The following is a 26,191-nucleotide window of genomic DNA, read 5'->3' as shown; positions in this document are numbered from 1 at the left end:
ACCACGGCCGATGCTTCGCGCGTTTCGGCTAAGATGCATGGCGAATGCATAGCGATATCGCGCGCGGAGACCTCACATGGCAGAGCCATTTCGCTTTCAAACCGTCCCTACGATCGTCGTCGAATTCGGCGCGGCCCGGCGCCTTGGCGCATTGCTGCGCGAGCGGTATCCCGCGCTCGTGCGGCTTTGCCTCGTCACTGACGGATTTCTCCACCGCAGCGGGTTGCTCGCGCCCGCGCTCGGCGACTTGGCCGCGAATGGGTGGCAGGTGACCGTCCTCGATAACGTGGTGGCCGATCCGCCGGAGCAGGTGGTGCTCGATGCTGCGGCGCATGCGCGCGATGCGCAAGCGCAAATCGTGATCGGGCTCGGCGGCGGCTCGTCGATGGACGTCGCCAAGCTGCTATCGGTGTTGCTTCCGAACGAACAGCAGCTCGCCCAGATGTACGGCGTCAATCGGGTGGAGGGCTCGCGCGTGCCGCTCGTGCAAATCCCGACGACCGCGGGGACCGGCTCGGAGGTGACGGCCGTTTCGATCGTGACGGTGGGCGAGGCGACGAAGATGGGCGTGGTTGCCCCGCAATTGCTCGCCGACCTTGCCATTCTCGATGCCGAGCTGACGCTGGGGCTACCCGCGGCGGCAACGGCCGCGACGGGAATCGATGCGATGGTCCATGCGATCGAAGCCTATACGTCGGCTCGGCTGAAGAACCCCATCTCCGACATGCTGGCCGTGCGCGCATTGCAATTGCTCTCGGACCACTTGCTCACGGCTTGCCGCAACGGCCAAGACCGCGCCGCGCGCGAAGCGATGTTGCTCGGCGCGACGTTCGCCGGGCAGGCATTCGCCAATGCCCCCGTGGCGGCCGTGCATGCGCTCGCTTACCCGATCGGCGGCATCTATCACGTACCGCATGGGTTATCGAACGCGCTCGTGCTGCCGCACGTGTTGAAGTTCAATGCCGAGGCTGCCGCGCCGCGCTACGCTGAATTGGCGCAAGCCGTGTTGCCCTCGGTGGCGGGCAACGACGACGACAAGACTCGCGCATTGATCGGACATATCGAGCACCTGATCGCCGAAACGGGCATCCCCCGTACCTTGCGCGAAGTCGGAATCGAACGCGAAGGACTGCAACGCATGGCGAAGGACGCGATGCTTCAGCAACGCTTGCTCGTCAACAATCCCCGGCCCGTTTCCGAAACGGACGCATTGGCGATCTACACCGCCGCATTCTGACGACAGCCGTCCCGAGAGACAGTCCGTTGGCCGGGCACGAGTGTGCCTGCGCGCACAGTAACGTTTGCGCCCGTCGATTACGATTTCCTTACGCACCGTAAGACAGTCGAGCCGCACCTGAGGGCGCTTTAGCGCGCCCTGAGGCGGTCGCTCGCGTTCGCAGTGTTCGCACACTGTGTATGGCGGCTTGCATCGGTCTGCGCGCCCCCGCGCAACGCCGATGCAACGGGCACGGCTGCGTTGCGGATGCGCCCCCACGGCGTCACGTGCGACAGCTCGCAATGCTTGCTGGGTCGACGTGCGTCCTTCGCTCGCCATCGTCCATCGGAGCCTCTTGTGAAGATTCTCCAGCTATCTTTTCGTATAGCGCCGACCGTCTGTGTGGCCGCGCTGCTCACCGCAGGCGCCCAGGCCGTCGAGCCGCTCGCATCGAACACCGCGTCATCGTCACGGCCCCATCGCGTCGTTCCCCCCGCGAAACCCCTCGTCGTCACGGAAATCATGCCGGGCATTCCCGAGTACGAGCGTAGCGTGACCGAGCAGGGAAAAGGCAAGCCGCGCGGTTTCGATGCGCGCCGTCATCGGTTGCCGAATGGCAACTACAAGCGCGACTGAAAGGGGACCACCATGAAAAGAATATTGCTCGCATGCGTACTGTCGCTCGGTCTTTTGACTGCGCAATGGTCCGGCACCGCCCACGCGCAAACGACGACCGCGAACGTGCTCGTGCTTTACGACGCCCCGCCGAACGATCCCTACACGAAGCTCGGTTTCGCTTACGCGATCATGCTTCGCAACTTGCTCGGCCACTTCAACACCAATGTGACGCTCGCTCCCGTTTCGAGCTACACGTCCGGCAACGTGGAAAACTATCAGGCGACGTTCTATCTGGGCAGTTACTTCGATAACGCCATCCCGGCCGCGTTCCTCGGCGATGTTGCCAAGACGAACAAGACGGTCGTATGGTTCAAGTACAACCTGTGGCAACTCGCATGGGATTCGAGCTACGGATTCACCACGCGCTATGGCTTCACGTTCACCGGCCTGCGCGGGCTGGCCACGACGCCATCGAGCTCCAATCCGACGCCGGACTTCTTCGATACGGTGACGTACAAGAACCAGAACATGGTCAAGTACTATGCGTTCAACGCAAGCACCGGGGTGATTAGCGCCGACCCGGACATCGGCTTGACCGCCGTGAGCGATGCGACCAAAGCCGCTTCGCTCGTCACGATCAAGGACAGTCAAACGGGCGCTCAGGCACCGTACGTCATGCGTTCGGGCAACTTTTGGTATTTCGCCGATTTGCCGCTGTCGTACATCGGGCCGCGAGACCGGTACCTGGTTTTGTGCGATCTGCTGCACGACATTCTCGGAACCAATCAAGCGGTGCTGCATCGCGCGCTCGTGCGCTTCGAGGACGTCAATGCGTTCACCACGACCGCATCGATGAAAACGCTGACCGATTACCTTTACAACAAGCGCATTCCATTTTCGATTGCCACGATCCCGCTTTATATGGATCCGCTCGGCGCATACAACGGCGGCGTGCCGCTGACGGTTCATCTATCGCAAGCGACGGGGCTTAAGCAATCGCTCGACTATGCACTTGCGCGCGGGGGAAAAGTGCTGATGCATGGCTATACGCATCAATACAATTCGACGCCAAATATCGACAACGCGGTGAGCGGCAACGATTACGAGTTCTGGCTGGCAACCCAAAACCGCCCGGTCGACGAAGACTCGGTGCAATGGGCTAGCGGCCGCCTGAGCGCCGGGCTGCAGGAGTTCACATCGAACGGCTACACCCCATTTGCTTGGGAAGCGCCGCATTATCAATCGTCGCCGCTCGCGATGAAAGCCGTTCCGCCACTGTTCAAGACCACGTATCAACGGGCCGTGTATTACACGTCCGATACCCCGGTTTTGAATTCCACCGCGGCCAACCATGACTATGCGGTAGGTCAGTTCTTTCCGTACATCATCAATGGCGATTACTATGGGCAGCGGATCATCCCCGAGAATCTGGGCAATATCGAGTACAACATCTGCTCGGTCGATCCGTTCTCGTGCCTGAGCTATACGTGGAACGACCTCTACACCAACGCGCAATATGCGTTGGTCGTGCGCGATGGGTTCGCTTCGTTCTTCTTTCACCCGTTCTGGCTCGAGCCGGACCTCGGCACACCGGGCTTTCAAGACTTCAAGAACCTCGTGCAAGGCATCACCGGGCTCGGCTTCAGTTGGGTTGCCGCCGATACCGTGCAGTAATAGCGGATAGCGCGATTGGTCATGCCTGCTGGATGCGGGCATGGCCGCTTATTCATGCGGGCGCTTGCATCGCCTTGGACCGTTCCCCGCATACGTCGGGCGCGAAGTTGCCTGCCTCGGCAACCAAGTCGGCCGCGCGGATGAACGAGTCAAGCGTTCCCTCACGTCTGCGCGCTTGCGTCTACGAGCGGCACGCGTTCGGGCGGTCCGGGCCTGCCCAACAGGAATCCCTGTATTTCCGGGCAGCCGACCGCGCGCAAAAACGCCAATTGTTCTTCGGTTTCGACGCCTTCCATCACGACGTTCATCTCGAGAGCATGTCCCATCGCCACGATCGCTTTGATGACCGCGGCGTTCATCGCACGACCGTCCTTCGCCGTCGTTTGCTGCAAAAACGACCGGTCGATCTTGAGCGTGCTCACGGGCAAGTCCTTCAAATACGCCAACGACGTATAGCCCGTGCCGAAGTCGTCGATGGCAAGGCAGATGCCGCGTCGGGCCACCTCGTGCAGCAGGGCGACGATCTCCGCTTGCTCGTTCATCGCGACGCTCTCGACGATTTCGAGCTGCAACCGGTCCGGCGGCAGTTGGCTATCCGCGAGCGCGGCGTCGAGATTGGACAGGAAGCCCGGCGCCAAGCACTGCCTGGCCGAGATATTCACCGAGACGCGCCCGAATTCGAGGCCGCCGTCGAGCCAATGGCGCGCTTGCCTGCAAGCTTCGCGCAGCCCCCATGCGCCGATCGGCGTGATCAGCCCGGACTGCTCGGCTAGCGCGATGAATTCCGGCGGCTCGATGATGCCGCGCTCGGGGTGCCGCCATCGAAGAAGCGCCTCCACGCCCACGATCGCATTGCCCGCAAGTTTCCATTGCGGCTGGTAATACAAACAGAATTGCCCCTGATCCAAGGCATGCCGCAGGTCCGTGAGCATTTGCAATTGCGCGCGCGCCGAAGATTCGACGTCGCGATTGAAGAGCTGGTAGTTGTTCTTGCCGTTGTTCTTCGCGGCGTACATCGCGAGGTCGGCAAGCGATACCAGTTGGCGCGGGTCCGCGGCATCGTCGGGATAGACGCTGATGCCGATGCTCGGCGTCACGCAGGCCTGATGCGTCTGGTAATCGATGGGTGCGGCAACGGCATCTAGGAGCGAATGCGCAACGCGCACCACGTCTCGGACTTCGTCGACTTCCTCGATCACGAGTGCGAATTCGTCGCCGCCCAAGCGCACGATGGTATCGCTCGACCGAACTTGCTGCGTGAGCCGCTGCGCGACCACTCTCAGCACTTCGTCCCCGCCCAGATGGCCGAGCGTGTCGTTGACGAGCTTGAATCCATCGAGGTCGATATACAAGACCGCGACTTTCTTTCGGGCGCGTGCCGCATGCGCAATGGCGCGCTTGAGTCGCTCGTCCAGCACGGAACCATTGAGCAATCCGGTCAGCGCATCGTGCGTTGCGCGGTAATTCAGGCGCTCTTCGGCCTGCCGCCTTTGGGTGACGTCGGAGAATATCCCAGCGTAATGCAAGACGTTCTCGGCATCGTCGCGAATGCTCGCGATCGTCAAGTATTCGAGGTACAACTCGCCGCTCTTGCGCCGATTCCAAATCTCCCCTTGCCATTGGCCGGTGCTCGTCAGCGATTGCCACATATCGTGGTAGAACTGCGCCGATTGGCGCCCCGACGACAGCAAGCTGGGATTGCGTCCGACGACTTCTTTCTGCGTGTAGCCGGTGATGCGGGTGAAGGCCGGGTTCACGCGTTCGATGATGCCGTCCTTGCTGGTAACGATAATCCCTTCAAGTGCCGACTCGATGACGCGATCGGCCAAGTCGGCGCCGCTAGGCGATAGCTCGGCCCTCTTGGCGCGGCCGAGCAGGACATTTCGCAGTTCCTCGAGATATTCGGTGCGAACGAACTGCAGAATGTCCGCGAACCCGACCAGGCCGGAAAGGCGGCCCTCGCGATCCAGCATGCCGACGTGCCGAATGCGCCCCTTCGACATGCACTGCTGGGCGGCGTACAGGCTTTCCGTTGCCGCTAGCGTCTCGATCGGCCTCGTGGCGAGTTCGCCAACGGTGCCGCGATGCCTCTCCTGCGCGATGGCTGCAACGATGTCGTGCTCCGTGAGGATACCCGGCGAGGAATCGACATAGTCCACCACGACGGCATCGAGCCCGCGGGACAACATCAGCGCCGCGGTTTGCTGCACCGATGCATTGGAATGAGCGACGAGAGCAGAGGGTACGCCGAGCGACTCGATAGGCTTTAACCGCAGCAGGAAATGGGAGAAATCGACGCTCGGGCTCGCGATCAGGTCGGACTGGCTCAACACCCCGAGGGGCTTGCCGTTCTTGACGACCACGACGTGACGGACGCCGGCGCGCCCCAGCCGCGCCGTGACTTCGCCCGTCGTCAGGCTTGCGTCCGCGGTGATCAAAGGACTGCTCATGAGGCCGCCAATGCGCCGCTCCGGCCCGTGGCCCTGGGCGGCGGCCGATAGCGCATCGCGTTCGGTCCAGATGCCGATTGCAATTGCATCGTCCTGCACCACGATCGCGCTGCAATGGTGAGCCGTCATGAGCCGAGCGGCTTCCCTCAACGAGGTGTGCGAGGGGCATGTGAGCAGGGGGGCGGCGAGGACTTGCTCGATCGGAACATCGTAGTTGATGGAACGCATGCGATGAGTGACTTCGGGAGGCGAAAGAATCCATTGAGATGCCTGCAATGCTCGAACTTTGTGGACCGATCGGTATTGATGCAAGTCAACGTCGAGGCGGTGGCCTGCCATCGGCGAACCGCTTCAACTAGCAGCGACGGAATGGGCCTGTATGGCGACGGGCGTCCGGCTCGCGCGAGCGGTCCGGCGCTCGCTTCGAGCGCAATTTTTGCAAAGTAGGGAGGCGTCGTCGCATTCAGAATCGAGGCTGGCTTATCACTCATTCAGGAGACGACCATGCTCGACCACGTGTCGATCGGTGTGCCCAATACGACGAAAACGAAGGCGTTCTACGATGCCGCGCTCGGTGCGCTAGGCTACCGCTGCCTGCATTCGAGCGAGGGCTCGTTGGGATATGGCCAGCAATCCGTGCAGCTTTGGATTTCCCAATCGGATCGGCCTGTCGAGCCCGACATGAGGTCGGGCCTGCACTTTTGCTTCTCCGCGCCTACGCGTGCGAGCGTCGACGCCTTCCATGCGGCGGCGCTCGCAGAGGGCGGCCGAGACAACGGCGCGCCGGGACTGCGTGCCGACTATGGCCCGAACTACTACGCGGCATTCGTGATCGACCCGGACGGATACCGGCTCGAGGCCTATTGCAGCGCTAGCTAGCTCGCTCGCAATTGGCGTTGCACGGCCGCTCATCGATGGGCGCCGCGCGAGATGGAGGTAGCGGTCAAGCCCTGCTCGCTTGCGAGCCAGCCGCTACGTATCTGCGCCCGCCCGCTGCATAACCGAACCAAGCGGATACGGCGCAGACAGCGAGGCACAGAACAGCCAGGCTGTGAAGCGATCCCGTCGCATGCAACAGCGAGCCGGCGATGAACGGGCCGCTCGAGGCGAGCAGATAACCGATGCCCTGCGCCATGCTCGACAATCGAGCTGCCACGTCGGAATCGCGCGAGCGCAATCCGATCACGGTCAGCGCCAGCGTGAATGAGCTACCCTGAGCGACGCCGAGCAGCAGCGCCCAGCCCCACATCGTCGATAGCGGCGCGAAGAAGCAGCCGAGCAGGCTCGCACCGGCCAACGCCAGCGCGGCGACGTTGACCGCACGCTGATCTCGAAGACGGGCGAGAAGGAACGGCAACGACAGCGAGGCGGCCGCTTGCGTAATCACGCTGAGCGACAACATGAGCCCAGCGTCGACGGCGCTCATGCCGCGCATGCGCAGCACCGTGGGCAACCAACCGAAAACGATGTAGGCGAGCGACGACTGCGTCCCCATGAAGAGGGTGATTTGCCACGCAAGCGGGTCGCGCCACAACGCACGCACGCTGCGCCGCGTTTTTCCCGCTTGGGCCTCGGCGGGGGGCAGTTGCGTGGACCATACGAGCATCGCCAATGCAGCGGGGACGGCCCATAGCGCCAAGGCCCACGCCCATGCGTTGGCCCTGGCATCGCCCAGCAGCCCGCCTATTGCGTTGGCCGCCGGCGCCGTGACCGCTGCGGCTGCTGCTGCGCCCGCGCACATGGCCGCGCTGTACAGCCCGGTCATCAAAGCGACATGCTCCGGAAAATCGCGCTTCACGACGCCTGGCAGCAGCACATTCATCAACCCGATCGAAAAGCATGCGACGACCTGGCCGAGATATAGCGTCTGCCACACGGGCACGACGCGCAAAGCGGTGCCCGTCGTGAGCAACACCAGCAGCCACAGCAAGGCGCGCTCGCTGCCCACGCGGCGCGCCAGCATCGGCGCCAGCGGACCGAAGAGCCCGAAGCACAACGACGGCAGCGTGGTCAGCAAGCTGGCGCCGGCGGGGGAAAGGCGAGTGGCTTTAGCCGCTTCCAGCAGGATCGGGCCGACGCTGGTAATAGGCGTGCGCAGCGAGAATGCGATCAATGCGAGGCTCGCCGCCAAGATGATCGCGCGGGTGTGGGAGTAATGGGAGTCGGTCACTTCTGACTTCTGCTAAGGGATCGGTTGTAGCGCGACGATACGTCGACGTGATTCAGGCGTGAAAGAGGCCCGGCGTGAGCCGGCCGATTTGCAGCGCATGCATGGCGATTCGGATGCCGCCGAGATGGCGAGCGTCGTCGGACGATAGTGTACTTCCGATGAGCGCAGCAAGTTTCCGAGATGCGCGCGGGGGACAATTGGAGGCGAGCGCCTGCCTCCGACGCAGGAGACCTACCGACCTAGGAGGCGACTGCAGTAGTCGTCGGTGGCAGTTCGCGCATCGCTTCGGCAGCGCAGAAGACGCAGGCGCCGTTCGTGCAACCGCTTTCGTGTCAGCCGTTCATCGCTCATGCGTTGTGCTTGGAGCCGTTCGTCTTGGAGGCGCTCGTCTTGAAGGCGCTCCTGTCCTAATCGTTCTTCGCGCAGACGTTCTTCCCGCAATCGTTCTTCGTGTAACGCTTCTTGATGCAGCGATTGCCGATGTATTCGTTCTTGCCGAACTCTCTCGGCGCGAAGATCATCCTCGCGCGCACCGACGAGAATCAAACGAGCGCGCGCGGCGGCACACTGGGGCTTGTCGGCGGATGGCGGCATCGGTCGAGCGAGGGCGCTCGTCGACAAGAGCATGACCGCGCAGCAAACGCGACAAACGAGGGCAGGCGAGAGCGCGCGCAAGGTCGTCTCCGGTGGAATACACGCACCGATGCTGCCATTTTCGAGGGGACCGCATCTTCGCCGGATGCGAAATTCCGTGCAGCGGGGCGACCTACACCTCGTTCGGCCGCGCGTGACCGGCCTTCGCGCCTACTACCTACTTGACCGTAAAACTGTAGCGGCCCTGCGTCCGGTGTCCGTCTGCCGAGACGGCCACCCACGCGACTGTGTACACGCCTCGCGTGAGCTCGCCCAACGCGACGGACATCCGTTTCTTGTTCGCGGCATCCACGAGCGCCTTGCCGGCGGTAATCGATTTTCCGCGGCTATCGGTCACGGCGATCGAACTGAACGCCGGTTCAAGACGGTCGTCGAAATCAATGACCACGTCTCGTTGCGACGCGGCCACACTGGCGCCGGCGGGCGGCGTTTGATGCGTGGGATAGGCGTGCGCATGGGCCAATTGCGCGGCGGTCAGCAAAAACGCCGCAGCTAGGCTGCGGACCCAAAGACTGCGTGGCGTAAAAGTTCTCACGATCGGTCGATGATCTTTCGGTAAGTCGGGGAGCATGAATCACAGTTGGGGCGGCGCTGCACCGCAAGCGCTATGCGGCTCGCTGAGACAGCGAAATGCCGCCGCACGCCGGATGCCCCGACACGTAAGCTCAGGCGCTGCACCGCCGGGATCGGACTCCGCCCAGGATGGCAATGAAGGCGCGGGCGGGGCAGACGTCTGGGTTTCACGCGGCAAGCGCTTTCGAACCGCCTGACGACGGTATGCTGGACGGCTCGCACCGTCGCGGCGAAGCTCGATCGCCCAAAGGAACGGGACCGATTATGCCATACGGGGCGGCTGCGAGGCGGGCCGCTCCAAGCGGAAACACGGACCTCTCATCGATCCTCGGAGCACGCGCGGCCGGCCATCCCCGCGGTTCTCGTATTCCGCTAAGATCGACCGAAATCCACCGGCCACACCGGCTGCGGCGCAGCATCAAACCCGGTCCCCAAGCCGAAGCCAAATCAAGATCGAAAGCGCAATGGATCGTATCGAGGCTATGAAGGTATTCGTCGCCGCACTCGACGAGGGCAGCCTCGCGGGCGCGGGCCGCCGCCTGGGCCGCTCGCCCGCGGCGGTAAGTCGTGCCATTGCGTTTCTCGAAGCGCATACGGGCACCGCGCTGCTGTATCGCACGACGCGCACGGTGCGATTGAGCGAGGCGGGCGAGCGCTATGCGCAGGCGTGCCGGCGCGTCCTTGCCGATCTCGAGGAAGCGGACTTGCTCGCAGCGAACGCGCATTCCGCACCGCGAGGCTTGCTGGGCGTGACCGCCGCCGTGGCAGTGGGCGAGGAAGTGCTGAACTCGATCGTCGATGCTTTTCTCGACTGCCATCCCGAGGTGTCGATCCGTCTGCACTTGCTCGACCGGCCCGTGAGCCTGATAGATGAAGGCATCGACCTGGCATTGCGAATCGCGCATCTGCAGGACTCGACGCTCGTCGCGATTCCGGTGGGCGAGGTGAGGCGGGTCGTGGTCGCGTCACCCGACTATCTCGCCGCGCATCCGCCGATCGTGACCCCGGCCGATCTCGCCAGTCACGCGATCATTTCGATGACGCACTTCGGGCTCGATTCGTGGAGCTTTCCGGCCACGGGGCGCTCTGCCTTGCCGCAAACCGTGCAGTTCACACCGCGCTCGATCGTCAATACGATTCGCGCGGCGCTGGCTTCGGCCGTAGCGGGGCATGGCGTCACGCGCCTGTTTTCCTACCACGTGGCCGAGCAAGTGAAGGCAGGCGCGCTGAAAATCGTGTTGCGCGACAGCGAGCATGCGCCGATTCCCGTCAGTCTCTTGACGCCGCATGGACGCCTTTCCGTGCCGAAAGTCCGCAGCTTCGTCGATTTCGCGGCGCCCCGCCTGAGCAAATACTTCGATGAAGCGCGGCAAATCACGGCCGCCGATTGACAGGCCTCCGTTCGATCGATTCGCGGAAGAATGACTTACGCGCCGCGGCGGTTCTCTCGCCTCGCGAGATCGGCTAGAGTGAGTTCCATCTTCATCGGATGTTTAACAGCATCGGACCCAAGGGAGTCGCCACGCAGCACACCACCTTCGCTTGGGCCGCGTACGGCAGCGCGATTGCTCGCGTTCGCCGTGGGCCGGTTTTCCACGCGGAGCGCGAAATGAATTCACCAGCCTCTTCCTCGATGGTTGCGCTCGTCGAGCCGCATCCACACCAGCCGCGTCCACGGCCGCTCGGCTATGCCGAACGTAACGTCCGGTATTGGCGCCGCAATCTGATCGTCTGCGTGTTCGGCTCGTTCACGACGCTCGTGAGTCTGAGCATGCTGCTGCCGTTCTTGCCGCTCTACGTACGGCAACTCGGAGTCGACTCGCAGTCCGCGGTCATCCAATGGTCGGGGGTCGCATTCGGCGCGACATTCTTCGGCACGGCGCTGACCGCACCGCTGTGGGGCCGCCTGGCCGACCGCTTCGGCCGCAAGCCCATGCTCGTTCGCGCGGCGATCGGGATGGCCGTAGTGATGTCCTTGATCGGCGTCGCCCACGATGTTTACGAACTGGTCGCGTTGCGATTGATCGCTGGCCTCGTGGGCGGCTATGCATCGGCTTCAACGGTGATGGTGGGTACCCAGGCTCCGCACGAGCGCGCCGGATGGGCGCTCGGCATACTGTCGACGGGCGCGCTCGCGGGCAACCTCGTCGGTCCTCTAGTGGGCGGCGTACTGCCGGACTGGATCGGCATTCGCGGGACGTTCTTCGCCGGAGGCGCGATGATCGCCGTGGCGGCGCTCTTGACCATCGTGCTCGTCAAGGAAGATTTTCAACCGGAGCGCGACGCAAGAGCGCAGGCGCACGGCCAAGCGGTAGCACCTGCGGTTCGCGCCAACTATGTCGTGATGGCGGCGCTGCTCGTCACGGCGATGATGGTGCTGCTCGCCAACATGTCGATCGAGCCGATCATCACGCTGTATATCGGTGGCCTCGGCGTGGGCGCGGCGCATCTTGCGCGCGTGGCGGGCGTGGTTATGGCATGCTCGGCGCTCGGGAGCATGTTGACCGCCGCACGCCTTGGCGCGCTGGCCGACCGCTTCGGGAGCTGGCGCGTGATCATTGTTTGTCTCGTGCTGACGGGGCTGGCGATGGCGCCTCAGGCCTTTGTCACGCATTGGTGGCAACTCGCTGCGCTGCGTGTGCTGATGGGCATGACGCTCGCGGGTCTGTTGCCGTCCATCGGAAAGCTGGCGCGGCAATCCGTAGATGAAAGCAGGAGAGGGCGGATGCTCGGTTATCTACAATCGGCGCAATTCAGCGGCCAGGTGGTGGGCCCGGTGATCGGCGGGTTGATCGGCGTCCATCTCGGCCTGCGCGCGGTGTTCTTCGTCACGGGCGCGCTGCTGATCGCTTGCGGCGCGCTTGCGCACTGGGCGCACCGCGGCGAGCGCGCCTGACGGCGAGCATGCTGGACTTTCCAACGGATAGGAGGAAACGACATGAACACTCAAGCGGACAATCGGGCGTTGCTGCGCACGCTCGGCATCCAAAAGCCGATCATTCAGGCTCCGATGGCCGGCGTGACCACACCGGCGCTCGCGGCCGCGGTATCGAACGCGGGCGGTCTGGGCTCGCTCGGCATTGCCGCGATGACGGCGGAGACCGCGCGCCGCGCGATCCATCAAACGAGGGAGCTGACGCCGAATCCGATCAACGTCAACGTGTTTTGCCATCGTCCGGCCACGCCCGATGCGAAGGTCGAACGCGCATGGCTCGATTGGCTCGAGCCCGTCTTCCGGCAATACGGCGCAACACCACCGCAATCGCTCTCCGAGATCTATACGAGCTTCGTCGCGGATAAAGCAATGCAGGCGATGTTGTTGGCGGAGAAACCGGCCGTGGTGAGCTTTCACTTCGGCTTGCCGCCCGACGCGGTGATCGCGGAACTCAAGCATGCGGGCATCCGTTTGCTTGCGAGCGCAACCAATCTCGACGAAGCCGATTCAGCCGTCGAGGCGGGAGTCGACGCGATCGTCGCCCAAGGTATCGAAGCAGGCGGCCATCGCGGCCTGTTCGACACGACCGCGCGCGACGAGCGCCTCGGCACCTTCGCGCTGACGCGCCTTCTGGCGAGCCGATTGGACGTGCCCGTGATTGCGGCGGGCGGCATCATGGACGGCGCGGGTATCGCTGCGGCGCTCGCGCTCGGCGCGCAAGCGGCGCAGTTGGGCACGGCGTTCGTCGCTTGCCCCGAGACCTCGATCGATGAGGGTTACCGCCGCGCTTTGCTCAGCGATGCCGCTCGCTCGACCACCCTCACGGCTGCCATTTCGGGCCGTCTCGCACGTAGCATCGTCAATCGCTTCACCGCGTTGGGTGAGGACCCGCAGGCGCCACGCACCCCGTCCTACCCGATCACCTACGATGCGGGCAAAGCGCTGCATGCAGCCGCGAAGGCCAAGGGCGAGTTCGGTTACGGCGCGCAATGGGCGGGGCAGGCGGCGCCGCTGGCCCGCGCGCTGCCCGCGGGCGAACTGGTGGCGCAGCTCGAGCGCGAAACGAGAGAGAGTATCGAGCGGCTGCGATCGGCGTGGGCTTGAGCGCGCTTTCCTTTCTCGAATTGACGGGCGCTGCATGGCAGCGGATCGACGAGTCGTTCTAACTGAAGCAAGCTGACCAAACGCATGCAACGTAAATTCGACGATCTGTTGCTGGGCAGCATCGAGCTTTTCTGCCTCGCGGCGGAATTGGGCAGCTTCACGCTGGCGGCCAATGCCGCGAGCGTCACGCCGGCGGCCGTGAGCCGATCGGTGGCGCGGCTCGAGGAGCGCCTCGGTGTGCGACTGTTCGTACGCACCACGCGCCAAATTCGCCTGACTGACGCTGGGCGGCGTTACTTCGAGCAGTGCCGGCTGGCCCTGTCCCAACTTGCGGATGCGGAACGCGAAGTGACGGGGGAACAGACCACGCCGGCCGGCGTATTGCGCATCAGCATGCCCACGCCCTATGGGCACTATCGCGTCTTGCCGCTGCTACCGGCGTTTCGCGAACGGTATCCTCAAGTGCAGGTCGAGACGCATCTAAGCAATCGCAACATCGACTTTGCGGAAGACGGATTCGATCTGGCGATACGGGGGCGTGCGCCCGCCGATTCGAACCTCGTGGCGCGCAAGCTCGAAGACGCGGAAATAGTCGTGGTGGCGGCGCCCGCCTACCTGAAGCGCGCAGGCGTGCCGAACACGATTGCGGATCTGCAAGCGCACGAATGCATACAGTTCGAATTGCCGAGTAGCGGGCGCCATATCGCCTGGAGCTTCGAGGGGTCACGCGACGATGGCGACGTGCCGACGAGGGGAAGTTATGCAACGTCGGGGGATGCGCTGGCAGGGGTCACGCTCGCGCGTGCCGGCGCGGGGTTGTTTCAAACCTATCGCTTCGTCGTAGCAGAAGATCTTCGTGAAGGCAGACTGATAGAGGTGTTGCGCGACGCGGGCGGACACACGCGGCCATTCATTCTGCTTTATCCGCACGCTCGTTATCTGACCTCACGCGTGCGGGCCTTCGTCGATTTTCTGGCGGAGGAGGTAGTCAAAGTGTCGAGTATCGCGCCACGAAAGCCGGCGCGATGAATGGCTCGCGCTTCGTGACGAGCGCGGCGCTCTACTAGCCGGGCTGCGGTGCATCACGCCGAGACGATCTGAGCGATGACCACGAGGACCACGGCGGCATTCGCGGGCAGTTGACTATGCGAGAACGCCGACCGTGCATGCCCGGCCTTGTCGCCAAGTACGGCGGCGAAGAGGTCTGACGCGCCATCGATGACGGCAGGCTGCGCATAAAATCCATTGGCGCAACTGACGTGCCCCTCGACGCGAACCAAGTGATGCAGACGCTCGAAGCCTCCGAGATGCCGAGAAATCTGCGCCAGCACGTTGAGCGCAGCGAGTTCGGCAGCCTTGCGGCCCTGTTCGAGGGTCAAGTTCTCGCCGACACGCCCGGTGAAGGCCATTTTGCCTTCGGCCAGCGGCACCTGACCTGAAATGAAAAGCAGATTTCCAGCTTCGCTGACAGCGGTGTAGCTGCCCAACGGTTCCGGGGGGCTAGGCAATCGAAGGCCCAATGCAGCGAGTTTCTGTTGGACAGACATGGGGGCTCCTTGGGCATCGTATCGGACGCGTAACGGGATTGCGGGCTGCGCGCGGAATCCGCGGATGCCCGCATCAGTGCATTGCCGCGAGCCGATGCGGGCGAGTGCGGGCGCGCTGCTCGAGCGTCGCCACCGCGTTGCAAGCGAGCGGTAGAGCGGGGCGGCGCTCGGCTGCTCAATGCCCTGCGCTCTGACCGCCGTCCACATGCAAAATTTCGCCGGTTACGAACGGGGCCGCGTCGAGATAGAGGATCGCGTTGACTACGTCGCTCATCTCGCCCATGCGGCCGACCGGGTGCAGTTCCGCGAGCGTCGCGTGTGCTCCGACAGGATGCATCGGCGATTTGATCACGCCCGGCGCTACTGCATTGGCGCGGATACCCGAGCGGGCGTATTCGATTGCTAGCGAACGTGTCGCGGCGTTGAGCCCTCCCTTCGTCAACGACGCGAGCACTGACGGCACATTGCTGTTTGCCTGCTCGGCAAGCGTCGTGGTGACACTCACGATATGACCGCTGCCGTGCTTCTGCATCGCTTCGATGGCGCGCTGGGTAATGTGGAAAAAACCATTCAGATTGACGTTCAGGATGGCTGCATAGTCTTCGGACGTGTACTGCGTGAAGGGTTTGGCGATGAAGATGCCGGCGTTGTTGACGAGCGTATCGACGTGTCCGAAGTGTTCGATGGCGGCATCGACAACGCGACGTGCAGTGGCCGCTTCTCCGATATCCCCGGCCACAGCGATGTAATCCACCTCGATTGCCGGTGTGATGGAACGCGCGTTGGCCACGACGCGATGGCCTTGCGCACGGAACGCCTTGACAGTTTCAGCGCCGATGCCTTGCGACGCGCCCGTGACGATGACGACTTTTGAAGTGCCCATGGTTTCTCTCACAGTTGATTGATCCGGCCTGCTGGCCGTGCGAATCGATGGATCCGATGGAGAAGCACTGTAGGCGTATCCGCCGCGGATTCGAACACACACGGTGGACAAAGAGTCTTGCGTCGCGGGAACAAATGGGCCACGCGCGACGGTTCCCCGCTGATGCGGCTTGGGTGGTCGCTATCCTTCCCGCGCCGCAACCAGCCCGGCCGGTCCGGCGGCCCCGTGGCACCGCCCCCCCAAAGCTGCGTACTTGTTCGTTTCACTGGACACTCATTCGCGCGGTCAAACACTTCTTCGCCGAGCCACGGCTCGCTTCGCGTCGGCGCGCGCCCCCTCGAGGACGATGTCGCATCATTGCTTGCGTCGCCGCATTACCTCGAGCCAGTTGGGTAGCGGTTAATCCATCGACCGGTAAATAAATGGCATTCGACATCCGCAGGGCGCTCCATCTCACGAACTTCGATCAACCGAACGGACGGGCAGCCACCGACCCAACGAGATCGACACCAGAGGGCGGACCCTCTAGCTCGGCGAACGTCCTGTCGGCCCTGACGAGGCCATTGCGGCCACTGCGGAACGCCGGTATCCGGAATCGTCCCCCGCTGAACGACGACGTTCAAACGCGCGTAACGGAAGCACGCATCGCGCGCGCACGCGACGTATTTCGTACGTTGATCGACGAGTCGAGCAACAGCAAGCCGCAGCTCGAATCGCACGAATCATGGGTGACGGACCTACTCGACCGGATGAAGGCCGGCAATCACTTGGTGCAGAACGGCGCGGAATACGTCAACCGCGACGGCTTCGATACCGATCACATCTACACGCGCTGGAACGAACTTTCCGGTGACACGGTTAAGGCGGCTCAAAACGCGAAGAATTTGTTCCTTTCGCTAGATATCGTCGTTCCCGGCTACCGAGGCCGCAAGCCCGACGAACGTCGACGACTCAAGCAACTCAAAGCCGCGGACGCGATCGTATTGGCCGAAGGGGATTTGCATGCGCCGCATCAGATCATCGAAGCGCTACATCATCTGCGCTCCGGCAAGGTCAAGAACACGCCGCTGGTCGTCAGCGAGCCGGTGCTCGAGTTTTACGAGCCGCTGTGGGCAGGGCTGTTCGGTCCAGTCCCGCAGGACTCGACGGCGAGCGCTTTCTATAAGAAGCAACTTCAACAATGGATACGCGGCGGCAAGCATAGCGACCGCAATGCGGTGGTACTGACGCCGAAATCTCTGTACGACATCGCCGACAGCGACATCAAGGCGGCGCAGCACGCCTCGCCTCCGTCGGCAATCGCGTCTGCACTTCAATCAGTCAGGCGCGCGGATCCGTTCCTCGTAGAAACCGAGCAAATCATCATCCCTCAGTTGTATATCGGCACGACCAAGGAGGACAAGGCCGAGCATTGGCGCGCGAGCATCAACGGAAAAGATGTCGACGTTCGCCTGCTGATGGAAGGCATCGACATCCTGGGCGAGCCTGAAGAGCGGCACGGAACCTATGTGGCCAACGCGCGGGGCACCGTCGCCGATGAACTTTCGCGCCACGCGACATTCGCGCGTTATCCCTGGGCGTTTGCATGGATGTCGAGAAGAGCGCGTCCGCAAGCGGCGCTAAACGAGCACCCCGCGAACTCCGGTAAGGCGCAGTCCTATATCGAAACGATCCAGCAGGTGCTGCAAGGCCGACATCGCGATTTGAGCCGAGACGCCTTTCTGCAGCGGCTGAAGTCGCAAGGCGTCGATGTCGCGCGGGGCGACAAGCTCTTCTTCATGAGTGACGACCGCGGCTTCGAAGTCCCCGAGTGGAGCAAGATCGAGCCGTATTTCGACGAGAAGACCAAACAGGCGGCACTGGCTCTCATCGCCGAGAAAGTAGGCGGACAGGATACGACGTTGCAAGCGGTGCCCGGCGTCGAGTCCACCTGGTGGATCAACGCAGCCGGCGGTGTCGAGCAATTGATGAAGCATTTCGCGAACGCGTTCGATGCGTACGAACGAGCAACCGGCGAAAAGCTCTCGCGCAAGACGACCAGCGTCGTTGCCGCCAGCTTGGTCGGAATGGACCTTGCGACGGGCAAGGCGCAGATCCGCAACTTCACGGGCGCGTCGACCTACGAGATCCGGCGTCCGGAGCAAGGCAAGCGCGCCGATACGACGGAGTGCTGGTTCGTGCCCATGGAGAACAATCCGGGCGGATATTCCATTCAGCAGTTCATGGATGGCGAGCGCGGCGTTCCAGACTTCGAAGCGTTGCTGCCCTGGGTCAAGGCTGGGCGAGCCATGGAGGCCGCCGGCCTCGTGTTCCATAATGCGCGCGGCAAAGAGCGCGTCGACGATTATCGGATCGACTTCGTCGGCGAAGCAGATGCGGCGCGCGGCCAAGCGCTGCAGCAACAGGCCGACGACTATGTCACGCACGAGCTCCGCACAACGCCGAGCAAGGGCGGTTCGGTTCAAAGTAAGAACGGGGCCCGGCGAGCGCTGCACACGCCGTATCGCGACATGTTCGCCGGCTCGAGCTTCGACCCCTACGACATTCTTGAACGCGTTGATCGATCGGATGCGATCGTCTTCGATTCGGTGCCCTCGTCGAAGGTGGGACAAGCAAAGCTCTTCTACGACTATTTTTCGGCGTTGGTCTTCAAGAGCCTGCATCCGGACTACGCGGGCATGCAGGTGCTGGTCAACGCCAACGATCCCCAATTGAAGATCCTGGGCGAGCTGGTGGACGTGCAGCACACATACGGTCTCAGTCAGGAACTCGTGACGATGGCTAAACCCTATCGCAACGCGCAAGAGGCGATGCGGTCGCTGCAACGGCATTGGAACGGCTATGAACGCGTCCTTTTATCCGATGAGCCGGCGCGAGCGGAAGGCGAGTTCGATCTCGATGGGGCGCTTGCGCGTGGGCGCGAGACTGCGCCGCCGAGCGTGGTGGTGTTGGCCTCCGGCAAGGCGGAGCAGCCGGGACTGGTCGGCGAAGCCAAGGCGGTGGCCGAATGGATCGCACAAAGCGGATTCGACGCGCGTACCGGTGGCGGTGCGAAGGGCTTGATGGGTGCGGTGATCAAATATTTCAAGCTGGCGAACCGCGATCTCGGCGATGACGGACGAATCGCGGGCGTCAGCACCGACATGGTCGTCGGCAAGGAAACCGCGAAGAACGAATTGCCGAAGGAACTCGACGTTCCGTATATCACGCGCGATATCGTGTCGCGCATGGCATTGCTGTTCGGCGCCGATATGGGCGCTTTTCTGGCAGGCGGCATCGGCACCGCGCAGGAAATCGGTTTTGCAATCGCGCTAAAAGCCGCGGGGCATCCGCTGGCCAAAGACAAGCCCATGGTCCTGATCAATTCGCTCATGCCGGACGGCAAGCGGCTCGCGGACGGCTATATGGAATTCTTTGGAGCAGCGGACAAGTCGTTGACCACGCGAGCGGAACGGATTGCGAAAGGACGGCAAATCTTGGGCGATATGGGCGTGCACGTGATCGAAGCGGGCGCCGGCGATGTCGATGAAACCGTCAAGCGGGAATCCACGCGGATCGCGGAAGCATCTGGGATTCGCCCGCGCCGCATCGATCGCGAGTCCGGCAGCTAAACGTCGGCGTCTTCCCAGCCTCATCACAATCGTCACGTCGAAAACGGAGATACCCATCGTGCACCGGAGAATCAATCGGGAAGACGGTTTGCAGCGTGATCCCGTCCGCGCAACACCTCGAGGCGGAGAGGGAGACTCGGCGCGCATCGGGCAGCCTTTGTCGGCCCCGCGTGGTTCGGATCAGGTCGATGGACTGACGACGATCCGATTCAGCCGACGCGTAGAGCACGGGATGAAGACGTTCTCGGCCTCGCTGCCGGAAGATCTCAGCTTCCGGATTTCGAGCACCACCGAGCTACGAAGGAAGCAGGCGCCAACTTCGACACTGGTGAGCGGGCTGCACCGAGCAAGTCAAAGCGAAGAGAAAGCAGGCCTCGTGCTCGCAAGTTTCCTGGACCATTTCCGTCTCACACCGAGCACGCGACTAGCGTCGGAACACAGCGCTTTTTTTGGACAGCTTCCTGATGGGATTGATGAGGAAGCGGTCGCCACGAATAAGCTGGCGGAAACGAAGGCCGGTCGAAGCATGGAACTGGCTTTGAATGCCCTCGGTATCGAAGTAGAGCGATTCGAATTATGGCCCGTAGGAATGGCGGCCGTCAGTGATGTTGAAGGCAAGAACAGCATTTACCACCTCGAGGCGAAAATCAGGGAAGGTTCGGCAACTTCTTCGTCGCCGCCACGGCGGCCGCCGCTATGGACGCCTCGTGTCAAGACTGAAACGGTGAATCTGGCCGACTACGCGGCTCGCGCCGACGAGTTGCGTCGCGCGTAAATCTCAGCGCCCAAACTTATACCTCGCTTCTCTTGCAGTCATCGATCCGACGGGATCGAGGGCGTCCGTTTGCTGAAAACGAAATGTGCCTTTCTGGAGATCCGCACATGAAATGCAATTCAGAATCGTCTGGACTTAAACCGATTCGTTCGTCGCTCGTGAATAACGAGGCCGACGCCGACGGACCATGCGTCGCCGTGCATGCCGCATCGCCAAACGGCAATCCGTCGGCGTTGCTCTCGGAGCTTGCCCGACCCAATGCGTCGACGCGGTCGACCTACGAGACGCGGCCAGTAACGCCAAGCGGCACCGAGCATACAGCCGCAGTGGACGAGCAGGCACGAGCGTTCGAGCGGGCGCTCGTGGCTGTCGAACAGCTCCCGTTGGGCGAGAGAGCTGACGCCCTTAGACCTGTCTGTCGCTCGTTGTCGGAATTGGATGAGCGGATCAGGGGCGATTGCAAGCGTGCGCTGTTCGATGTGATCAGGTGGTTGGATCCCGCGGACCAACATCGGTTGCTGGAAATCTTGATCGAACATGGAAAGAACTGACGAGGCGAGTTCGCCATCAGGGCCAACGCAATCATCCGAGCGAGAAACGGGATTGGGATGCGACTACGGACTCGTGGTCTTGCCTCTGGCCCGACAGCATTGGCTCGCCTACGCCTAAGGAGATATTGATGTCGCACAATGTTGGATCGACCGGGCCCGGACGACCGGGCTGGAACAATGCTGGGAGCGTCACGCCGTCGGATCACGGCGATGGCGCTCAACAAGCGCCGGAAGCCCGGCGTAACGGAATGAGGGGCTTAATCCGAGGACTCCGTGCAAGAGGCGACGAAGCGCCGACCGGCGACGGTCGGTCAGCCAGATTTTCTCCAGGCGGCACGCAGAGTCAAGGCATTGCACCTCCATCCAACGTTGCGAATCCGGACCTCGGTGGTCAGCGATCCGGTGCTCGAGTGAGCTTCCTCAAAACGCACGAGGATCGGGTCGATTTCTACAAAGACAACGATCTCGATCTGAGTTTCGTCACACCCGAGGAGGCGGCATTGCTCGCCGACAAGCAGCCGATTCTCGTGATCGATACGAGTGGATCGATGACGACCATGGTGACGAAGACGGCGCTCGACGGCACGCCGTTGCGACCGGAGCCTAGGTTCAAGGAGCAACTGGCGAGTGGCACGCAGTTGCTTCGGATGCTCAATGCCTTCGCCAAGCAGCCGACCCGCATGTACGACCTCAAAGGCGAACGGATCGACGAAGCGTCTCCCGATGATCCTGCAACCCGGCGTCTGTTCGAAGCGATCGGTGGCAGCACGCCGCTGGCCGAGACGTTGAAGAAAATCGAGAGCGATCTGAAGAACGAAAAAAGTAATAAGCGCGTCGTGATCTACATCTCGACGGATGGCGACGCCACCGATGTCACCGACCGCTGGGGTTACTTCGACAAAACGGCAAGCCGCTTGGCGTTCGAAACGCAGTTGAGGCACATGATCGACGACGGTATCGTAAGCGATGACGAGGCATACAGAAGACAGGTGTACGTCTCGATCCAATATGTCGGTGACGATGACGCACCATTTAACTACCCGCCCGTGCCCCCCGGTCTTTCGGAAGAAGAAGCCAAGCAGTTCCTGCTCGATGCGGTCCGCAAAGGTGGGAGCGCGGGAGCCTATTACGCGGCGCTGGACGATGACAAGCGTGGCGGCATCAAGAACCTGGACGTGTCTGACGACATCGGAGCGGAAATGCGTGACGCCCGGCTGGCGGGCTACGATCCCACGCCTGGAGACTTGACGCTGAAGAAGATGGTCGGGCCGCTCGTTTCGAGGTTGGACAATTTGAACGAACGGCGGCGCCAATGAAATCGGCGCCCGGTGGGGTCGCACCGGCGCCCCCATTGATGCACGGCCCAATTGCACTCACACCGGCAGGCTTCGGTTGCATGGAATCGAACCTTGCCGTTCTCGCGGAGACCCGCTTATGACACGCGTTCCAGAATCGGCGGTACCCAACCTAGTTCTTCCTTCGGCCGCCGAAAGCGAGCCGGGTGTCGGCGAATCGCTCGCCGATGTTCAGGCCGAGTCGCCAAGCGGCAACATGTCGGCGTCGCTGAGTGGCCTGCCGCGATTCATTGCGTCGACTCGATCGATCTACGACGTGCGGACAGAATCGCCAAATAGTGCAGGGGACACGCAGCAGTCGGATCTGGATCTTCAATCCGAATACGAAGCACTGCTTTACTTGCTGAGCGATGATGCTTCGCAAGCGGATGAACTGAACATCGAAGACTTCCGCCGCTTGATGGGTGCGCTGCAGAAGTTACCGGAGAAGCAGAGCCTCGAACTACTGAGCGTCGTGAGCGATTGGGATAATCAGCCGCCCGCGGTGTTGGCGATCAATATCGACACGGCCTTGCGGACGCATAGGAGCCTGACTTCGCGGCTTCGGCGCGCGTTGCTGGAAGCGGTCGCCTGCTGGGAATTCGAGCGGGTCCCGTATCCGGCGCAGGCGGAGGCGTTCGACGAGATGGTCGATGCCATTAGACACCTGCCGGTAGGTGCTAGGTCAAGACCGCTTAAATCGCTCTGTCGCGCGGTTGCGGGACTGGATGACAGGATCCGCGGCGATTGTAAGCGCGCGATGTTCGATGCCATCAAGTGTTTGGATCCCGCGAAGCAACGTGAGGTGTTGGAAGTGTTGGTGTTGCACGGGACCGAGCCGCAAGTTCACGCCGTCGAGGACCAATCGGGTGCGAATCGGCCCGAATGTTCGGCTTGATGGGATGCGCAGCGAAGCAGAAGACGCGAGGGGAGGACGGCGATGTGGGCGTGCTCGACGATGCCCAGCTCGTCCGCCCTCGCGATTCGCTTCACGCGCGCGTCGTTAGCCTTCTTGCGTATCGCCCGGAGGCGGCCCCACCTCGACCGTTCGTCTGCGAGGGCCGGGCAACGGCAGGCGACTCGCGAGCGCTTGCCGGATCGCTTTCCGAACCGAAACATTGCGTTCGAACAGGGCTTGAAATGCCTGGATCTGCGCCTGTCCGGTCTCGTCGCTGGCGATGAAATATTCCTCGGGGCGTAGATGATCCCAGCCGTGCACGTTTTCTTCGCGCTCGCGCTCGGTGCCTTCGGTGGCCAGCGTCCCCGCGCTGTCGAGATAGACGTCGAAGCGATGAAGGGGGTTGACCTTGGCGCTCTCCGCGCGATAGGGGTGCCCGGGCGGCTGTGACTCGAACGACTGTACCAATGCCCGCACCTTTGCTCGTTGCTCGCTGCGAGACAGATCGATGCGGACGCTGCGCTCGGGGTCGATCGGGTCGAAGCGGTCGTCCGGCGCCCATCCTGTTTCCCGTACGCCGAACACGCCTGGCGCGTCGATGCCGTAATGAGCGGCGAACTCTGCGACGGTTTCTTGAACGAGTTCATGCATTGCGCGATGCGCCTGGTGGACGGCGCCGTCTTGCGTCATCGTCAACACGGCGACCGGCCGGCGCTCGGCCAACAGGTTGATGAGTTGCTGTTTCGTTTCGAAGGTTCGCCACACGCCCTGCTCGGGATCGAGCAGGTGTGCCGTGTCCTGACGTGCCCCAGGGGCGAACGGATCGCAGTCGGGGTTGCCCCGTATGGAGGTGATGGTCGAGCTTCGTCCCGCACCCAGCATGCGCAGGAAACGCTGCGATTCGCGGCCTCGCCGGGCGGCGAGCGCCGCGGGATCGGCAGGGTCTTGCTGAGAGATCGTACCCGTGCTGCGATCGGTGACGACTTCTTTGCCGCCTTCTCCGCTCGTTGCATGCAATTCGTCGAATTGCACGCCGTGGCGGATCAGCCGGCGTACACCGCCGCTAGCATTGGTTTCGTCGTCGCGATGCGGATAGAAGCCGAGCACCGCAGGCCGCTTCGGCTCCGGCTGAAGCGGCGGCCATACGATCGCCTGCGATGCGGCAGCCCCTTCCGGACCACTCAGCGAGGCTTCTGCGGCTGCTGTGTCGTCGGCTTTAGAAACCGCGCTCCCGAAGGCAGCTGTCTTTCCGGCCCCCGGCGTGCGAGCCGGCAGAGGAACGCCTTGCGCCGCTGCGCTCGGCCTCGCGATGGGCTCTTGCGGCTCTTGTTTGCCGCCCTTCGCCTGAGCAGGGACGGTCGGACGGGGAGGTTGATTGTCGCCAACGCGCATGAGGCACTCCTTTTCGCATATTGCGGCGATAGTAGAGCCGTCTGCCGGCAGGCATAGCATGCCACGCGAAGCGCGTCGATGATTTCCGAAGAAATGCGAGAAGCAGCAGCGAATCTCGCAACGCTCGGCAGGCGACATGCGGTGCATCGATGCTCGTCAGTCCCGCCAACCGCGAGATTCGCCTGTCGTTCGTATATATCGACGGTCGAGGGGGCTCTAGCGCCCATACTGGAGGACAGGGGCAACGACCGGCACAGGGCCGCATGCGCGGTAGTCGCCAATTCATTTCACTTGCGACTTCTCTGCCCGTTCATCTGGCAGCGGCTTCTGGAAGAAGCCATCGGAGCGGAAATGCGCGATGCCCGGCGCGCGGGCTATGATCCCACGATTGGAGATTTGACGTTGAAGAAGATGATCGGACCGACCGTTCCGAGGTTGGACAATTTGAACGAACGGCGGCCGCAATGAAATCGGGGGCGGTCGCACATACTAAACGGCATCTGCCGTGCTGTGACCGCTTCGCCGATATCCCCGGCCACAGCGATATAATCTGGGTCGATTGCCGATGTGATATGACGAGCGTTGGCGACGACGCAATAGCCTTGCTCCCAGCACGCTCTAACGGTTTCAGCTCCGATCCCTTGTGAGGCTCTCGTGACGATAATGACTTTGGCCAAGTCGCGACAAATTAGCGCACATCGGAGGCATGGTTAAATTGCAATTGATCACGATTTACATCGACTGTCAAGTCTCTGTAGAGATACATAAGAAAATAAAAATACTTTGACGGATCATCAACATTCGATGTGCCGGATGCTAAAGTTCCAAACATTCTAGTCGGCGCCGACGTTGAATGCGCAGGCAAACGAGAGAAGCCACTTCAGGTTCGATGGCGCGGCATCCGTGGGGTAAATGCCGGAAATAACTGATTGAAAACAAAAGAAAAATCATGACCATAAGATCGAATGCGGGCGCAACGGCCTTGACCGCCATTGCGACGGGGTTGCTGCTATTGTCAACAGGTGCCTGCGCACAAGAGTCGGCCAATGAGGAACTGAACTCCTGTGTGAAAAAGGAGCAGCTTTTGACGACGGCAAAGGGCGCCGGTATTGGTGCGCTCACGGGCCTCGCGGCCGTGCTGGTGTCACACAAGAAAGATGACGCGCTCAAAGGTGCTCTGATTGGCGCTGCTGTCGGAGGCGCTGCCGGCTTTGCAACCGCCTACTATACGGCTATCGATACGTGCTACAAAAAGAATCCGTCCTGGATTCCCGAATCCCAGATTCAACGCACCGAGTCGTATGAAAACGTAAAGAACGAAATCCACTACAAGGCCTCTCAAGGCGTAATTACCCGCGCAGCTGCGGTGTCCGTTGATGGGCCTGTAAAGGCCGACGGTCGGGCGATCGTAAACAGCGTGTTCATTGTCATGACGCCAGATGGCGCCGAGGTACCCGTAACCGTCGAGCGCAAGCTTTATGTCGTGGGTACCGACGGCAAAGAGGCGCTTGTTCCTTTTCCCGGGAATGCCTCGCAACAGTATACGGTTGCGCCCGGCCGTCAGCAGGATACGGTGCGAATTCCGATCCCTCACGATGCAAAGGCGGGCAGCGTCTACCGCATCGAATTCAGCGTTGCAGCCGATAACAAGCCGGCTTCGACTAGCACACAGAAATTCACCATCTCGGAATAAGCCGTTCGCGGCTCGGGCCGCGTTGCAATGGACGCGGCCTTGATGTCTGTCTTTGGATGTTCCTGGGACCGTCGAGAATCAATGAGAACTCGGCGCAGCGGTCTTTCTGTCTT

The 26,191-nt window shown here is 62.2% G+C and carries 20 protein-coding genes; 14 read left to right on the top strand and 6 right to left on the bottom strand.

Annotation, left to right across the window (positions count from 1 at the left end):
* The first annotated feature begins 76 nt into the window (after positions 1–76).
* The 3 genes from QQS38_RS11225 to QQS38_RS11215 all read left to right on the top strand — a co-directional run bounded on the left by QQS38_RS11225 (position 77) and on the right by QQS38_RS11215 (position 3,508).
* Positions 77–1,237 (top strand): iron-containing alcohol dehydrogenase, encoded by a 1,161-nt coding sequence (locus QQS38_RS11225; RefSeq protein ID WP_479645451.1) that lies wholly within the window; start codon positions 77–79, stop codon positions 1,235–1,237.
* A gap of 336 nt (positions 1,238–1,573) precedes the next feature.
* Positions 1,574–1,852 carry a hypothetical protein gene (locus QQS38_RS11220; RefSeq protein WP_479645450.1) on the top strand — a complete coding sequence of 93 codons (279 nt, stop codon included), beginning with the start codon at positions 1,574–1,576 and terminating at the stop codon, positions 1,850–1,852.
* Positions 1,853–1,864: 12 nt separating this feature from the next.
* Positions 1,865–3,508: a DUF2334 domain-containing protein gene (locus QQS38_RS11215; RefSeq protein ID WP_479645449.1), complete on the top strand. Its 1,644-nt coding sequence runs from the start codon at positions 1,865–1,867 to the stop codon at positions 3,506–3,508.
* Between the two features lie 161 nt (positions 3,509–3,669).
* Here QQS38_RS11215 and QQS38_RS11210 read toward each other — a convergent pair whose 3' ends face one another.
* Positions 3,670–6,186, bottom strand: a complete 2,517-nt coding sequence (locus tag QQS38_RS11210; protein ID WP_479645448.1) for an EAL domain-containing protein — start codon at positions 6,184–6,186, stop codon at positions 3,670–3,672.
* Positions 6,187–6,462: 276 nt separating this feature from the next.
* Between QQS38_RS11210 and QQS38_RS11205 the strand changes: the two genes are divergently transcribed.
* Positions 6,463–6,837, top strand: a complete 375-nt coding sequence (locus QQS38_RS11205) for a VOC family protein (protein WP_479645447.1) — start codon at positions 6,463–6,465, stop codon at positions 6,835–6,837.
* A 64-nt stretch (positions 6,838–6,901) separates the two neighbouring features.
* Here the strand turns inward: QQS38_RS11205 and QQS38_RS11200 are convergent, their stop codons facing one another.
* Both QQS38_RS11200 and QQS38_RS11195 read right to left on the bottom strand, forming a co-directional pair.
* A complete protein-coding gene (locus QQS38_RS11200) occupies positions 6,902–8,128 on the bottom strand; it encodes an MFS transporter (RefSeq protein ID WP_479645446.1) in 1,227 nt (408 codons plus the stop codon).
* Positions 8,129–8,939: 811 nt separating this feature from the next.
* Positions 8,940–9,317, bottom strand: a complete 378-nt coding sequence (locus QQS38_RS11195; protein WP_479645445.1) for a copper resistance CopC family protein — start codon at positions 9,315–9,317, stop codon at positions 8,940–8,942.
* A gap of 502 nt (positions 9,318–9,819) precedes the next feature.
* Here QQS38_RS11195 and QQS38_RS11190 point away from each other — a divergent pair.
* The 4 genes from QQS38_RS11190 to QQS38_RS11175 all read left to right on the top strand — a co-directional run bounded on the left by QQS38_RS11190 (position 9,820) and on the right by QQS38_RS11175 (position 14,423).
* Positions 9,820–10,746, top strand: a complete 927-nt coding sequence (locus tag QQS38_RS11190) for a LysR family transcriptional regulator (RefSeq protein ID WP_479645444.1) — start codon at positions 9,820–9,822, stop codon at positions 10,744–10,746.
* Positions 10,747–10,988: 242 nt separating this feature from the next.
* The gene (locus tag QQS38_RS11185) at positions 10,989–12,251 is read left to right on the top strand and encodes an MFS transporter (RefSeq protein WP_479645674.1); all 1,263 of its coding nucleotides are present in this window, start codon (positions 10,989–10,991) and stop codon (positions 12,249–12,251) included.
* A 42-nt stretch (positions 12,252–12,293) separates the two neighbouring features.
* Complete coding sequence (locus QQS38_RS11180) at positions 12,294–13,394, top strand: NAD(P)H-dependent flavin oxidoreductase (protein WP_479645443.1); 1,101 nt, start codon at positions 12,294–12,296, stop codon at positions 13,392–13,394.
* An 84-nt stretch (positions 13,395–13,478) separates the two neighbouring features.
* Positions 13,479–14,423 carry a LysR family transcriptional regulator gene (locus tag QQS38_RS11175; protein ID WP_479645442.1) on the top strand — a complete coding sequence of 315 codons (945 nt, stop codon included), beginning with the start codon at positions 13,479–13,481 and terminating at the stop codon, positions 14,421–14,423.
* Between the two features lie 53 nt (positions 14,424–14,476).
* Here QQS38_RS11175 and QQS38_RS11170 read toward each other — a convergent pair whose 3' ends face one another.
* Both QQS38_RS11170 and QQS38_RS11165 read right to left on the bottom strand, forming a co-directional pair.
* The gene (locus QQS38_RS11170; RefSeq protein ID WP_479645441.1) at positions 14,477–14,941 is read right to left on the bottom strand and encodes a RidA family protein; all 465 of its coding nucleotides are present in this window, start codon (positions 14,939–14,941) and stop codon (positions 14,477–14,479) included.
* A 175-nt stretch (positions 14,942–15,116) separates the two neighbouring features.
* Positions 15,117–15,824 carry an SDR family NAD(P)-dependent oxidoreductase gene (locus tag QQS38_RS11165; protein ID WP_479645440.1) on the bottom strand — a complete coding sequence of 236 codons (708 nt, stop codon included), beginning with the start codon at positions 15,822–15,824 and terminating at the stop codon, positions 15,117–15,119.
* A 422-nt stretch (positions 15,825–16,246) separates the two neighbouring features.
* Between QQS38_RS11165 and QQS38_RS11160 the strand changes: the two genes are divergently transcribed.
* The 5 genes from QQS38_RS11160 to QQS38_RS11140 all read left to right on the top strand — a co-directional run bounded on the left by QQS38_RS11160 (position 16,247) and on the right by QQS38_RS11140 (position 22,993).
* Positions 16,247–19,435 carry a hypothetical protein gene (locus QQS38_RS11160; protein ID WP_479645439.1) on the top strand — a complete coding sequence of 1,063 codons (3,189 nt, stop codon included), beginning with the start codon at positions 16,247–16,249 and terminating at the stop codon, positions 19,433–19,435.
* Between the two features lie 232 nt (positions 19,436–19,667).
* Positions 19,668–20,210 carry a hypothetical protein gene (locus QQS38_RS11155; protein WP_479645438.1) on the top strand — a complete coding sequence of 181 codons (543 nt, stop codon included), beginning with the start codon at positions 19,668–19,670 and terminating at the stop codon, positions 20,208–20,210.
* A 107-nt stretch (positions 20,211–20,317) separates the two neighbouring features.
* A complete protein-coding gene (locus QQS38_RS11150; RefSeq protein ID WP_479645437.1) occupies positions 20,318–20,761 on the top strand; it encodes a hypothetical protein in 444 nt (147 codons plus the stop codon).
* 410 nt (positions 20,762–21,171) lie between these two features.
* On the top strand, positions 21,172–22,077 hold the full coding sequence (locus QQS38_RS11145; protein ID WP_479645436.1) for a vWA domain-containing protein: 906 nt from the start codon (positions 21,172–21,174) through the stop codon (positions 22,075–22,077).
* Positions 22,078–22,153: 76 nt separating this feature from the next.
* Entirely contained in the window at positions 22,154–22,993 is an 840-nt protein-coding gene (locus QQS38_RS11140) for a hypothetical protein (RefSeq protein WP_479645435.1), read from the top strand.
* A gap of 105 nt (positions 22,994–23,098) precedes the next feature.
* Here the strand turns inward: QQS38_RS11140 and QQS38_RS11135 are convergent, their stop codons facing one another.
* Positions 23,099–24,385: a PIG-L family deacetylase gene (locus tag QQS38_RS11135; RefSeq protein ID WP_479645434.1), complete on the bottom strand. Its 1,287-nt coding sequence runs from the start codon at positions 24,383–24,385 to the stop codon at positions 23,099–23,101.
* A gap of 949 nt (positions 24,386–25,334) precedes the next feature.
* Here QQS38_RS11135 and QQS38_RS11130 point away from each other — a divergent pair.
* Positions 25,335–26,078 (top strand): hypothetical protein, encoded by a 744-nt coding sequence (locus QQS38_RS11130; protein WP_479645433.1) that lies wholly within the window; start codon positions 25,335–25,337, stop codon positions 26,076–26,078.
* Positions 26,079–26,191: the final 113 nt, after the last annotated feature.

Source organism: Trinickia sp. Z7, assembly GCF_056498045.1.
This window is presented reverse-complemented; position numbering and strand designations above follow the sequence as displayed.

What these genes read in the sequence shown, in the direction of transcription:
- QQS38_RS11225 (WP_479645451.1), top strand. Translation starts at nt 77, where the DNA reads ATGGCAGAGCCATTTCGCTTTCAAACCGTCCCTACGATCGTCGTCGAA.
- QQS38_RS11215 (WP_479645449.1), top strand. Translation starts at nt 1,865, where the DNA reads ATGAAAAGAATATTGCTCGCATGCGTACTGTCGCTCGGTCTTTTGACT.
- QQS38_RS11210 (WP_479645448.1), bottom strand. Translation starts at nt 6,186, where the DNA reads ATGCGTTCCATCAACTACGATGTTCCGATCGAGCAAGTCCTCGCCGCC.
- QQS38_RS11205 (WP_479645447.1), top strand. Translation starts at nt 6,463, where the DNA reads ATGCTCGACCACGTGTCGATCGGTGTGCCCAATACGACGAAAACGAAG.
- QQS38_RS11190 (WP_479645444.1), top strand. Translation starts at nt 9,820, where the DNA reads ATGGATCGTATCGAGGCTATGAAGGTATTCGTCGCCGCACTCGACGAG.
- QQS38_RS11185 (WP_479645674.1), top strand. Translation starts at nt 10,989, where the DNA reads ATGGTTGCGCTCGTCGAGCCGCATCCACACCAGCCGCGTCCACGGCCG.
- QQS38_RS11180 (WP_479645443.1), top strand. Translation starts at nt 12,294, where the DNA reads ATGAACACTCAAGCGGACAATCGGGCGTTGCTGCGCACGCTCGGCATC.
- QQS38_RS11175 (WP_479645442.1), top strand. Translation starts at nt 13,479, where the DNA reads ATGCAACGTAAATTCGACGATCTGTTGCTGGGCAGCATCGAGCTTTTC.
- QQS38_RS11170 (WP_479645441.1), bottom strand. Translation starts at nt 14,941, where the DNA reads ATGTCTGTCCAACAGAAACTCGCTGCATTGGGCCTTCGATTGCCTAGC.
- QQS38_RS11165 (WP_479645440.1), bottom strand. Translation starts at nt 15,824, where the DNA reads ATGGGCACTTCAAAAGTCGTCATCGTCACGGGCGCGTCGCAAGGCATC.
- QQS38_RS11160 (WP_479645439.1), top strand. Translation starts at nt 16,247, where the DNA reads ATGGCATTCGACATCCGCAGGGCGCTCCATCTCACGAACTTCGATCAA.
- QQS38_RS11155 (WP_479645438.1), top strand. Translation starts at nt 19,668, where the DNA reads ATGAAGACGTTCTCGGCCTCGCTGCCGGAAGATCTCAGCTTCCGGATT.
- QQS38_RS11150 (WP_479645437.1), top strand. Translation starts at nt 20,318, where the DNA reads ATGAAATGCAATTCAGAATCGTCTGGACTTAAACCGATTCGTTCGTCG.
- QQS38_RS11135 (WP_479645434.1), bottom strand. Translation starts at nt 24,385, where the DNA reads ATGCGCGTTGGCGACAATCAACCTCCCCGTCCGACCGTCCCTGCTCAG.
- QQS38_RS11130 (WP_479645433.1), top strand. Translation starts at nt 25,335, where the DNA reads ATGACCATAAGATCGAATGCGGGCGCAACGGCCTTGACCGCCATTGCG.